This is a genomic window from Streptomyces sp. TM32 (assembly GCF_004122755.1).
GTDB classification, from domain to species: Bacteria; Actinomycetota; Actinomycetes; order Streptomycetales; family Streptomycetaceae; genus Streptomyces; species Streptomyces sioyaensis.
Genome location: NZ_SDIG01000202.1, coordinates 1 through 10,390 on the forward strand (window position 1 = coordinate 1; position 10,390 = coordinate 10,390).

The following is a 10,390-nucleotide window of genomic DNA, read 5'->3' on the forward strand; positions in this document are numbered from 1 at the left end:
GGTCGACAGGGGGACATAGTCATGCCGGGCCAGAAGGCCGGGAGCCCCAAGATCATCGGGGCCATCTAAAAGGTAACGGGGACGAGGGCGGCGGCCCGCTACTCACATCTGGTCGCCCGCATCGGGCCGTCGCATCTGACGGTGCATCTGGTCGCCGCACCTGCCGGCGCATCTGACCGGCGCACATCTTGACCCGCCCATGACAGGGCCCCACACTCACGTCGTCGCTTCGCTCACACCCCACAGGAGACCGCATGCGACCACGTATCCGCGGCGGACGCAGCACCGTCCTCGCCGCACTCCTCTCCCTCGCCCTCGCCGCCCCCGTCGCCGCCGCCCAGGCAATCGGCACCCCGCCCGACGCACCCGCCGCCGGCACTGCGGCCGGCCCCGAACTCCCGCACCAGTACGAGGTGTCCGGCCCCGCCTCGCCCGCCCAGCGCGCCGCGCTCACCACGACCGGCGCCACCGTCGACGAGGTGCACGCCCGCGCCGTCGTCATCACCGCCGACCGCGCCCAGGCCGCGGCCGTCCACCAACTGGGCTATACACTTCGCCGGTTGCCCGACCCGCCGGCCACCCGTCCGGTCTCCCCCGGCACCCGGGTCAGGGATTTCCCCGCCGGGTACACGAAGTACCACACGTACGACGAGGCCACGAAGGAGATCGACGCCGTCGTCGCCAAGTACCCGACCCTCGTCAGCAAGAAGGTCATCGGCACCTCCCAGGAGGGCCGCAACATCCTCGCCCTCAAGGTCAGCCGGAACGTCACCAAGGACGAGGCGGAGCCCGAGGTCCTCTTCACCGCGCACCAGCACGCCAGGGAACACCTCACCGTCGAGATGGCCCTGTACCTCCTGGGCGAGTTCACCTCGAAGTACGGGAGTGACCCCCGCATCACCAAGCTGCTGGACTCCCGCGAGATCTGGATCATTCCGGACCTGAACCCGGACGGCGGCGCCTACGACATCGCCTCCGGCTCGTTCCGCAGCTGGCGCAAGAACCGCCAGCCCAACGCCGGTTCCCGCAACGTCGGCACCGACCTCAACCGCAACTGGGACTTCAAGTGGGGCTGCTGCGGCGGCTCGTCGTCCAGCACCTCCTCCGAGACGTACCGTGGCGCGTCCCCCGCCTCCGCCCCCGAGGTGAAGGTCGTCTCCTCCTTCGTCCGCAGCCGCATCGTCGGCGGAAAGCAGCAGATCAAGGCCGCCATCGACTTCCACACCTACAGCGAACTGGTCCTGTGGCCCTTCGGCTACACCGACGACGACACCGGCCCCGGCATGACGCAGGACGACCACGACGCCTTCGCCGCCATCGGCAAGAGCATGGCCGCGAGCAACGGCTACACCCCCGAGCAGTCCAGCGACCTCTACATCACCGACGGCTCCATCGACGACTGGCTGTGGGGGAACCAGAAGATCTTTGCCTACACCTTCGAGATGTACCCGTCCTCGTTCGGCTCCGGTGGCTTCTACCCGAAGGACACGGTGATCCCCAAGGAGACCTCCCGCAACCGCGAGGCGGTCCTCAAGCTGCTGGACCTCGCCGACTGCCCGTACCGCGCGATCGGCAAGGAAGGGCAATACTGCAAAGGGAGTTGACGCACGACTGCCGGACCCGAAGGCGGGCCCGCGCCGCTGCGGCGCGGGCCCGCCGAGGCCGGGCGGCGGGTACACCCGGAGGGGAGGCCCGACCGGTCGGCTGGCGTTCCGAATCTGAAGGGCGGCCGCGCCATGCCGGCCGCGACCTCGACAGCACCGGAACCACCCCGACCCGCCCAGCCCAGCGAAGGGCCATGCCCGCAAGGTTCGTACGCTTGCGCGGCTAACGGCGTGAGCCTTACGCTCGATCGAGGCTAACGCCGTTAGCCACCGCCGCCTCGCGCCCGGAGCCCTCATGTACACCGTCCGCACCCACGTCGACATCGCCGCTTCGGCCCTCCGCGTGTGGCAGGTGCTCACCGACTTCGACGCCTACGCGCAGTGGAATCCCTTTGTCGTCAGCGCCAAGGGCACGGCCGAAGTGGGCGCTGTGCTGGAGAACCTCCTCGTCAGCAACGGTGCCACCATGCGCTTCCGCCCCACGGTCCGCGCCGCGGTACCCGGGCAGGAGCTGCGCTGGCTCGGGCGGCTTTGGGCACCCCGTCTCCTCGACGGGGAACACTCCTTCCTCATCGAGGACACCGGGCCCGGCAGCGTACGGCTCACTCAGGCAGAGACCTTCACCGGCGCGCTCGTGGCCGTACCCTTCGTACGCCGCAAGCTCGATGTCCACGACGCCTTCGTGGCCATGAACACCGCCCTCAAGAAGCGAGCTGAGCAGCAGTGAACGCCGTCCAGCAGCCAACCCGCACCCCGCGCACCCCCCGCGCCGCCCAAATCGCCGCCGCCGCCCGCGACCTGCTGGAAGAGCGCGGCCGCAACGAGCTCACCATGCGCGCGCTCGCCGAACGCCTCGCCATCCGCGCCCCCTCCCTCTACAAACACTTTCGCAACAAGGAAGCCGTGGAAGCAGCCCTCGTGGAAGACGGGCTCGCCGAGATGGGCGCCGCCCTGCACGCCGCTCTGTCCAAGGCGTCCACCCCCGACCGCATCCCGGTACTCCTGGCCGCATACCGACGGCACGCGCTCGCTCACCCGGGCCTGTACCGTCTCGCCACCACTGGCCCCCTGCCTCGCAAGGCCTTGCCCGACGGGTTGGAGGAGTGGGCCGGCAGCCCCTTCTTCCTCGCCACCGAGGACTCCCACCTCGCCCAGGCCCTCTGGTCGTACGCGCACGGAATGGTCGTCCTCGAACTCGACGGCCGCTACCCCGACGGCTCAGACCTCAGCCGCACCTGGCAGGCGGGCGCTCGGGTCTTCGCGGCACCCGGATCCACCTAGAGCAGATGGTCTGCCTTACCCGCCTGTATCTCGCGGATGAGGGTACGGAGGGCCTCGCGGCTGTCGGTTACGTAGGTGTCCTCAGCGCCTGCCACGGCGATATAGGCGTTGCCGTCTTCGTCGGTGCCGAGGCGGAAGCAGGCAGAGCCCTCGGCACAGAACGGCTCTTCCCAGCGGATGTCTCGCATGGTGACCTCCTAGAGTGGGCGCTCGACGTTGCGGATGAAGTCACGCGAAGCCGGGACCGACCGCGACGGGCGCTCCATATGGTGCAGATGGGCGCGGTACTTCGCGGGCTGGGCCTCAGCGTGCGTGAGTCACCGCCTGATCCGGCTCAAGGCATTGGACGGCGCCCCCAGGCCGAGATCAGCGGCGCGAGTGTCAGGTCGAGTGTGCCCGCGTGGATGGCGGCCAGGTGCGCGTCGATCTCGGCGTCGTCGGCCAGGCCGGCCGCGAGCAGCTCGCCGCGCACGTGCCGGATGGTCGCCGCCTCCAGCCGGTCGCAGGCCGGCCCGCCGACCGGGAAAGTGCCCGCCGCGGCGACATCCACCAAGCCTGCCTCACGCAATGCCCGCGGCAGTGTCCGGCCGTAGCTCAGGTCCGCGCCGCGGCGCCTCAGCAGCTCGCGGACCGCGTCGCGCAGCCGGTTGGCCCGCTGCTGCGCAGGGCCGCGGTCGTCCAGGCAGGCCAGTGGCTGCAGAGCGGTATCGGCGTCCTCGACCAGCAGCCAGCCGCCGGGCCGTAGCGCTGCCGCCATCGTGGCCAACGCGCGTGCCCGGTCGGGTACATGGACCAGCACGAGCCGGGCGTGCACCAGATCGAACGTCCCCGGCTCCGGCGGCGGATCGGCGGCGACGTCGTGCCGGCGCACCTCGTACCCGTCGCCTGCCTTCAGCCACGACGGGTCGATGTCCGTGACCAGCACGTGCCCGGTCGGACCGACGGCCGCCGCGAGCGCCTCCGGGATACTGGGGCCACCGGCCCCCACTTCCCAGCAGCGCGAGCCGGCCCTGACCCCCAGTCGATCGAAGTGCCCGCGCGTCACACCGTCGAACAGCTCGGCCAGCCACACGAATCGCTCGCCCGCCTCGGCGCGCGCGTTGTCCAACAGGTACCCGCGGGCGGGAGCGGGCTCTCCACCGGGCGCGGTGGTCCCGCCCAGCGGATCCGGTCGACCACCGTCGTGCGGCGGGCGGGGCGAGGAGGTCATGACCACATGATCGACCTTCCCGGGCCACCAGCGCCACGACGACGGGAGAGGGATGCCTCACACGGCCGGCGGAACCAGCAGATGCGCGTCCCCGTTCTTGACGGGCGACGGGTGGTACGACGGGTGGTACCTCTTCTCCAGTTCGGGATCCGGGGCCGAGACCCCACACACCGACACCGTCTTGCCCCCAGGGCTTCCTACCCGACGGGCCGTCATGAACCCTCTACAAGAGGTCTCGCGGCAGCGCTGGCCACTCATCGGTGAACGCGGCTGGGTGGAGGTACTAGAGCAGATGGTCCGCCTTACCCGCCTTTATCTCGCGGATGAGCGTGCGGAGGGCTTCGCGGCTGTCGGTTATGTAGGTGCCCTCGGCGCCGGCCACGGCGATGTAGGCGTTGCCGTCTTCGTCGGTGCCGAGGCGGAAGCAGTTGTTTCCTTCGCCGCAGTAGGGCGCTTCCCAGCTGATGTCTCGCATGGTGACCTTTCTAGAGTGAACGCTCGATGTTGCGGATGACGTCTCGCGAAGTCGGGGCCGAGAGCGACGCGTTGTCCATCCAGTCCAGATGGGCGCGGTACTTCGCGAGCTGGGCTTCGGCGTGCGTGAATTCCGGGCCGTGGGCAGAGTCCAGTTGCACCGTGTCGAGCTGAGGCACGACGCCTTCCGCGTACAGGAGAGCATGTCCAGCCCCTGGGAACGCCCCCACATCCACCGGAAGTACCCGTACGTCGATTCCCTCGCGTTCCGACGCATGGCACAGGTGCTTGAGCTGGTGACGCATGACTTCGGCACCGCCGAACCTCATACGCAGCGCCGCTTCGTGGACGTAGGCGACATAGGTGGGAGGCGCGGGCCGCTCGAAGACCTTTTGGCGCTCCATCCGGTGGGCGACTCGCAATTCGACTTCGAGTCGCGTCGGAGGCGGCAAAACAGCGGTGAAGACTGCTCGGGCGTAGTCCTCGGTCTGGAACAGCCCGGGAACGTGGACTGTCTGCGTGGTGCTGATGCGCGCGGCATGCCACTCCAGCTCCGCGATGTCCAGCAGCCCGGCGGCGAGCGTGCCCCGGTACCGCTCCCACCAGCCGCGCTCCCGGATCGCGGCCATGTCGACGAGAGCTTCGACGTACGACGCGTCCGGACAGGCGTAGTTGCAGGCCAAGGTGCGCACACGGTCAGGGGAGACCGGCCTGACGCCACTCTCCATGTTGGAAACCCGCGTGCGATCGATGCCCAACAACCCGGCGGCGTACTCGGTCGTAGCACCGGCGGCGAGACGCATCTTGCGTAGCTCGGCGCCAAGCCGCCTTTGCCGCACGGTTGGCGTGGTCCTGGTCGACATGCAGCCCTTTCTGCCGTGGTCGGGGACAGTCTGCCGCTGATGCGCCCTACGAGTCCACGAAGCGGGCTAGGGGTATTTACCCCTAGCCACGTGGACACGATACCCCCGACACCCCTACAGTCAGTAACGCAACGCTTACGCTCAACGCAGTCGGAAGCGCATCGCGCGAGCCTGCCCGCATTCTCCTGCCCTGAGAGGGGACGGTCGCGCCAGGGAGACAGGCCACCGGCTGCCGTGTCATCAACCAACCCTCTGCATCAGGGAGTTGCCATGTCCGCAGCCGTGAACATCTGCCCGCACGCCGTTGACACGCGCCCACCTCGCGTCCCGGAATCCCTGGCCTACAGCCTCACCCTTCCCGCCGCACTCGCCAGTCCGGCCGTGGCACGCTCGGCCGCCCGTACGATCCTGGAGGCGCACGGACTGCACGACGTGACCGCAGCCGCAATCCAGGTGGTCGGTGAACTGGCCGCTTGTGCCTGTCTGTTCACGCCGTCCGACAGCGTCTACCTGTCACTGCGCTATCGCGACGACGCGCTGCGCATCAGCCTGTACGACGGGCACCCGCGACATGCCCACCGCCGTCTCGCGGCGGCCTGCGACGGCAGGCGGCGATCCGTGCTCCTGCTGCTGGCCTGTGTGATGCATGCCTGCGACGACGACTGGGGGTTCGGGGAGTCGCCGGAGCCCGGTGGCGGGACGCGGTTGTGGGCCGTACTGCCGTACGCGGGAGCTCGGGCGTACGGGCGGGCGGCGTGAGCCGAGGGGGCGCCCGCCCGTGGTGCCGGGCGACCCGTCCAGCTACAGCAGATACAGCAGCTATACGAAGATGGCGACCACCGCCGCCACCGCGAACCCCGCGACCGACAGCACCGATTCCAGCACCGTCCAGGACTTCAGGGTGTCCCGTTCCGAGATGCCGAAGTACTTCGACACCATCCAGAAGCCCCCGTCGTTCACGTGCGAGGCGAAGATCGAGCCGGCCGAGATCGCCATGATGATCAGCGCCAGGTGGGGCTGGGACATGCCCTGACCGTCGACCAGCGGGACGACGATGCCGGCCGTGGTGACGATGGCGACGGTCGCCGAGCCCTGGGCGACGCGCAGCACCAGGGAGAGGAGGTAGGCGAGGACGAGGACGGGGAGGCCGAGGTCGTGGAAGGTGTCGGAGAGGGCGGTGGCCACGCCGCTGCCCTTGAGGACGGCGCCGAAGACGCCGCCGGCGCCGACGACCAGGATGATGTTGCCCACCGGCTTCAACGACGCGGTGGAGACGGTCTCCAGGGACGTACGGGACCAGCCGCGGCGGATGCCCAGCAGGTAGTACGACATCAGCAGGGCGATGGTCAGGGCGACGAAGGGGTGGCCGAAGAACTCGATCACCGACCGGCCGGTCGAGGGGGCCAGGGCGATGGAGGAGAAGGTCGCCAGGAGGATGAGGAGCAGCGGGGTGCCGATGAGGGTGAGGACGGTGGCCAGGGAGACCGGCGTCTCGTGCGGCCGTACACCCGTCGCGGCCTGCTCCGCGGTGACCGCGGCCTTCGCCTCCTCGGCTGCCTCGGCCATGTCCTGCGGGACGGGGACGAAGAGGCGCTTGCCGATCCAGGCCGCGTAGCCCCAGGCGGCGAGGACGGCGGGGAGGCCGCAGACCAGGCCCATGAGGATGATCCAGCCCAGGTCGACCTTGAAGAGGCCGGCGGCGGCGACCGGGCCGGGGTGCGGCGGCAGGAAGGCGTGGGTCATGGACAGGCCCGCGAGGAGCGGCATGCAGAAGAGCAGGATCGACTTCCCGGACCTCTTGGCCGCCGCGTAGACGAGGGGGGCGAGGACGAAGATGCCGACGTCGAAGAAGACGGGTATGCCGAAGATCAGGCCGGTCAGGCCCATGGCGAGCGGTTCGCGCCGCGCGCCGAAGAGGCCGAGCAGGCGGGCGCTCAACACCTCGGCGCCGCCGGAGACTTCGAGGATCGCGCCGAGCATGGTGCCCAGGCCGATGATGATGGCGACGTGCCCGAGGATGCCGCCCATGCCGGACTCGATCAGCGAGACGGCGTCGGACTTCTGCACCGTGCCGAAGAGTTCGGTGACGGAGAGCCCGGCGGCCAGGCCCACCGCGAGGGAGACCGTCAGCAGGGCCACGAACGGCTGCAGCCGGACCTTGATGATCAGGACGAGGAGCAGGGCGATGCCCAGGGCGGCGACCGTCAGCAGCCCCGCGGTGCCGGGTATCAGGGCGAGCAGTCCGCCGGTGTGCGGGGGCGGTGGGGCGGGGGCGGTCGTGGCGGCGAGGAACATGGGGCGACTCCGTTGTCAGGCAGGGGCCCACAGGTCCCTGACGGCAGCTCCGGGCAGGGTGGTCCGCGGCACGGCGACCCGTCGGTACGGGGCGCCGTGCCGTACGGCGAACGGTGTGCGCCGAGTGGCGCTAACGGCAGGCGGGACAAGGGAGTCGGCGCCTCAGCTCAGCACCGCGAGGGCGTCGATCTCGATGAGCAGGCCGGGCGGCAGACCGACGTAGACGGTGGTGCGGGCGGCGGGGGCCTGCTTCAGGCCCTGCTCCGCGAAGTAGGCGTCGTAGATCTCGTTCAGCTCGGCGAAGTGCGCCACGTCGGTGAGGTAGACGCGGATCATCATCGCGTCGTCCCAACCGGCGCCTCCTTCTTCGAGGACGGCTTTGACGTTGGCGAGGGTCTGGAGGGTCTGTTCGCGCAGGGTGGGACCGGCCGGGGTGGGGGCCCGGCCCTCGGCGGCGGGCAGGAAGCCGACCTGGCCGGCGACCTGGAGGAGGTTGCCCTTCTTGACGCCGTGGGAGAACGTCGCGGGCGGGGTGGTGTGGGTGGCCGGGGTGAGTGCGGTCTTGTCGGTCATGGTGGTCAGGCTTCCTGTACGGGGCCGGCGGACGGTGGGGGGACGGCGGTTCCGGAGTACTCCCGGCTGATGGCGTCGGCGGTGCGGCGTACCAGGGGGAGCAGGGTGAGGAGTTCCTCGGCGGTGACGACGACGTTCGGTGCGGAGACCGACATGGCGGCGACCACGCGCCCGTCCGTGCCGCGGACGGGCGCACCGACGCAGTTGATGGACTCCTCGTGGCCACCGAGGTCGGTGGCCCAGCCCTGTTCGCGGACCGTGGCCAGTTCGGCGAGGAAGGCCGTGGCGTCGGGCGTCGAGCGGGGCGTGTAGCGGGGGTAGTCGAGCTTCTCCGCGAGGGCGCGGCGCTCGGGTTCGGGCAGGTCGGCGAGGAGCAGCTTGGCGACCGCGGCGACGGTGATCGCGACCGGCTTGCCGATCCGGGAGTACATCCGGACCGGGTAGCGGCTCTCGACCTTGTCGATGTAGAGGACCTCGTTCTCCTCCAGGACCGCGAGGTGGACGGTGTGTCCGCAGGTCTCGTTGAGGGCGACGAGGTGGGGGTGGGCGATCTCCCGTACGTCGAGGTTCTCGGCGGCCTGCTGGGCGAGCGCGAAGAGCCGGGCGCCCAGGCGGTAGCGCTGGTCGGCCTGGCGGTAGACCATGCCGTGCTCGTGCAGGGTGCGCAGCAGGCGCAGGGCGGTGGATTTGTGCACGCCGAGCCGGACCGCGACCTGTTCGAGGCCGGCCGGGCCCTCCGCGAGCAGCGGGAGGATGCTCAGTGCGCGGTCGACGGTCTGGCTCATGTGCGTACCTCACTGTCGGCGCAGCGACCGGGGGCGTGCCGTTCGGCGGTCGGGCTCATGTGCGTACCTCACTGTCCCGGGAACGGCAGGGTGCGTGCCGTTCGGCGGTGCTCGGACGGGCGGTGGCCGGCGGGTTCGGCGTTCTCGGGTCGGGCACGGTGCCGTTGCCGGCGCCCGTGCCGCCGCCCGTGCGGTGCCCCCCGTCGGCCGTCCAGCCGGGGCCGAGGCGCAGGGCGGCCCAGTCGGCGGGGGCGAGGGCGGCGAGGCGGTCGGCGAGGGCCCGGCCGGGCGGGGTGCCGAGGTCGCCGGGGACGGTGAGGGAGGCGGCGGCCATCAGATGGCCGAGCCGGAGGCGGGTGACCACGGGCAGCGCGCGCAGGGTGCCGGAGAGGAAGCCGGCGGCGAAGGCGTCACCGGCGCCGACCGGTGCGACGACCTCGACCCGGAGGCCGGGGGCGAAGGTGACGGCGTCGGTGCCGTCGGCCTGCCGGTCGAAGGCGGTGGCGCCGGCCGCGCCGTGCTTGACGACGAGGGTGGCGGGCTCGGGCAGGGCGGCGCGTACGGCGCCGGAACCGTGCAGGTCCCAGGCGGCCGCGGCCTCGTCCTCGCCGACGAAGACCAGGTCGCAGCCGCGGGCGAGGCCGAGGAGGAGCCCGGGGCCCTGGGCGGGGTCGCGCCACAGGCCCGCGCGGTAGTTGACGTCGAAGGAGACCAGCGGGCGGTCCGGGGTGCGGCGGGTGAGGGTGCGCAGGACGTCGAGGCAGCCGTCGGACAGGGCGGCGGTGATGCCGGTGAGGTGGAGGATGCGGGCGCGGTGCAGCGCCGCGCGGTCGAGGAGGCCGGGGGTCATGGCGGAGGCGGCGGAGCCGGCGCGGTAATAGAGGACCTCGCCGCGGTCGGCGGTCTCGCCGTCGAGGCCGGTGGCGCGCTCGCCGGCGGTACGGAAGTAGATGCCGGTGGGGCGCAGCGGGTCGCGCTGGACGTGGGAGGTGTCGACGCCGCAGCCGGCGACGGCGGCCAGGAGGTGGTCGCCGAAGCCGTCGGTGCCGACCCGGGAGACCCAGCGGGCGGTGTGTCCGGCGCGGGCGAGGGTGCAGGCGACATTGGATTCGGCGCCGCCGATCGCGCGGTCGAAGGCGGGGACCTCGGCGAGCCGGCCGGGGGCGCGGGGCAGGAAGGTGACCATCGACTCGCCGAGGCAGACGACCTCGGCGTCCCGGGCGGGGGTGCCGGCCTCCCGCAGCGCGCGGTCCATCAGCTCGATGCCGCGCAGCGAGTCGACGTAGCAGATCAGCTGGAAGTCGG

12 protein-coding genes are annotated in these 10,390 nt (G+C 70.9%); 4 read left to right on the forward strand and 8 right to left on the reverse strand.

Going from position 1 to position 10,390, the window contains the following annotated elements; translation table 11 throughout:
• The first annotated feature begins 254 nt into the window (after window positions 1–254).
• The 3 genes from EST92_RS28395 to EST92_RS28405 all read left to right on the forward strand — a co-directional run bounded on the left by EST92_RS28395 (window position 255) and on the right by EST92_RS28405 (window position 2,885).
• Window positions 255–1,604, forward strand: coding sequence for a M14 family metallopeptidase (locus EST92_RS28395; RefSeq protein ID WP_129283588.1), 1,350 nt, complete (start codon window positions 255–257; stop codon window positions 1,602–1,604).
• Between the two features lie 295 nt (window positions 1,605–1,899).
• Window positions 1,900–2,331: an SRPBCC domain-containing protein gene (locus EST92_RS28400; protein ID WP_129283589.1), complete on the forward strand. Its 432-nt coding sequence runs from the start codon at window positions 1,900–1,902 to the stop codon at window positions 2,329–2,331.
• Complete coding sequence (locus EST92_RS28405) at window positions 2,328–2,885, forward strand: TetR/AcrR family transcriptional regulator (RefSeq protein ID WP_129283590.1); 558 nt, start codon at window positions 2,328–2,330, stop codon at window positions 2,883–2,885. Before EST92_RS28400 ends, EST92_RS28405 begins: the two co-directional genes overlap by 4 nt.
• Here EST92_RS28405 and EST92_RS28410 read toward each other — a convergent pair.
• The 4 genes from EST92_RS28410 to EST92_RS28430 all read right to left on the reverse strand — a co-directional run bounded on the left by EST92_RS28410 (window position 2,882) and on the right by EST92_RS28430 (window position 5,432).
• The gene (locus tag EST92_RS28410; protein ID WP_129283591.1) at window positions 2,882–3,073 is read right to left on the reverse strand and encodes a hypothetical protein; all 192 of its coding nucleotides are present in this window, start codon (window positions 3,071–3,073) and stop codon (window positions 2,882–2,884) included. The two genes, EST92_RS28405 and EST92_RS28410, sit on opposite strands and share 4 nt — an antisense overlap.
• Window positions 3,074–3,219: 146 nt before the next feature.
• Window positions 3,220–4,095, reverse strand: a complete 876-nt coding sequence (locus EST92_RS28420) for a methyltransferase domain-containing protein (protein WP_129283592.1) — start codon at window positions 4,093–4,095, stop codon at window positions 3,220–3,222.
• A 283-nt stretch (window positions 4,096–4,378) separates the two neighbouring features.
• Entirely contained in the window at window positions 4,379–4,570 is a 192-nt protein-coding gene (locus tag EST92_RS28425; protein ID WP_129283593.1) for a hypothetical protein, read from the reverse strand.
• A 10-nt stretch (window positions 4,571–4,580) separates the two neighbouring features.
• Window positions 4,581–5,432 (reverse strand): Scr1 family TA system antitoxin-like transcriptional regulator, encoded by an 852-nt coding sequence (locus EST92_RS28430; protein ID WP_129283594.1) that lies wholly within the window; start codon window positions 5,430–5,432, stop codon window positions 4,581–4,583.
• Window positions 5,433–5,702: 270 nt separating this feature from the next.
• On the opposite strand from EST92_RS28430, the gene EST92_RS28435 reads away from it, so the two are divergent.
• Window positions 5,703–6,191: an ATP-binding protein gene (locus EST92_RS28435; protein WP_129283595.1), complete on the forward strand. Its 489-nt coding sequence runs from the start codon at window positions 5,703–5,705 to the stop codon at window positions 6,189–6,191.
• A gap of 60 nt (window positions 6,192–6,251) precedes the next feature.
• Here EST92_RS28435 and EST92_RS28440 read toward each other — a convergent pair whose 3' ends face one another.
• The 4 genes from EST92_RS28440 to EST92_RS28455 form a co-directional block, all read right to left on the reverse strand.
• Window positions 6,252–7,727: a gluconate:H+ symporter gene (locus EST92_RS28440; RefSeq protein WP_129283596.1), complete on the reverse strand. Its 1,476-nt coding sequence runs from the start codon at window positions 7,725–7,727 to the stop codon at window positions 6,252–6,254.
• Between the two features lie 162 nt (window positions 7,728–7,889).
• Window positions 7,890–8,300 carry a RidA family protein gene (locus EST92_RS28445; protein WP_129283597.1) on the reverse strand — a complete coding sequence of 137 codons (411 nt, stop codon included), beginning with the start codon at window positions 8,298–8,300 and terminating at the stop codon, window positions 7,890–7,892.
• A 5-nt stretch (window positions 8,301–8,305) separates the two neighbouring features.
• Entirely contained in the window at window positions 8,306–9,085 is a 780-nt protein-coding gene (locus tag EST92_RS28450; protein ID WP_129283598.1) for an IclR family transcriptional regulator, read from the reverse strand.
• Window positions 9,086–9,140: 55 nt separating this feature from the next.
• Entirely contained in the window at window positions 9,141–10,340 is a 1,200-nt protein-coding gene (locus EST92_RS28455) for a sugar kinase (protein WP_129283599.1), read from the reverse strand.
• Window positions 10,341–10,390 lie beyond the last annotated feature (50 nt).

Excerpts from the sequence above, each read along its gene's own strand:
- EST92_RS28395 (WP_129283588.1), top strand. The coding sequence starts at position 255 with ATGCGACCACGTATCCGCGGCGGACGCAGCACCGTCCTCGCCGCACTC.
- EST92_RS28400 (WP_129283589.1), top strand. The coding sequence starts at position 1,900 with ATGTACACCGTCCGCACCCACGTCGACATCGCCGCTTCGGCCCTCCGC.
- EST92_RS28410 (WP_129283591.1), bottom strand. The coding sequence starts at position 3,073 with ATGCGAGACATCCGCTGGGAAGAGCCGTTCTGTGCCGAGGGCTCTGCC.
- EST92_RS28420 (WP_129283592.1), bottom strand. The coding sequence starts at position 4,095 with ATGACCTCCTCGCCCCGCCCGCCGCACGACGGTGGTCGACCGGATCCG.
- EST92_RS28425 (WP_129283593.1), bottom strand. The coding sequence starts at position 4,570 with ATGCGAGACATCAGCTGGGAAGCGCCCTACTGCGGCGAAGGAAACAAC.
- EST92_RS28430 (WP_129283594.1), bottom strand. The coding sequence starts at position 5,432 with ATGTCGACCAGGACCACGCCAACCGTGCGGCAAAGGCGGCTTGGCGCC.
- EST92_RS28435 (WP_129283595.1), top strand. The coding sequence starts at position 5,703 with ATGTCCGCAGCCGTGAACATCTGCCCGCACGCCGTTGACACGCGCCCA.
- EST92_RS28440 (WP_129283596.1), bottom strand. The coding sequence starts at position 7,727 with ATGTTCCTCGCCGCCACGACCGCCCCCGCCCCACCGCCCCCGCACACC.
- EST92_RS28445 (WP_129283597.1), bottom strand. The coding sequence starts at position 8,300 with ATGACCGACAAGACCGCACTCACCCCGGCCACCCACACCACCCCGCCC.
- EST92_RS28450 (WP_129283598.1), bottom strand. The coding sequence starts at position 9,085 with ATGAGCCAGACCGTCGACCGCGCACTGAGCATCCTCCCGCTGCTCGCG.
- EST92_RS28455 (WP_129283599.1), bottom strand. The coding sequence starts at position 10,340 with ATGGACCGCGCGCTGCGGGAGGCCGGCACCCCCGCCCGGGACGCCGAG.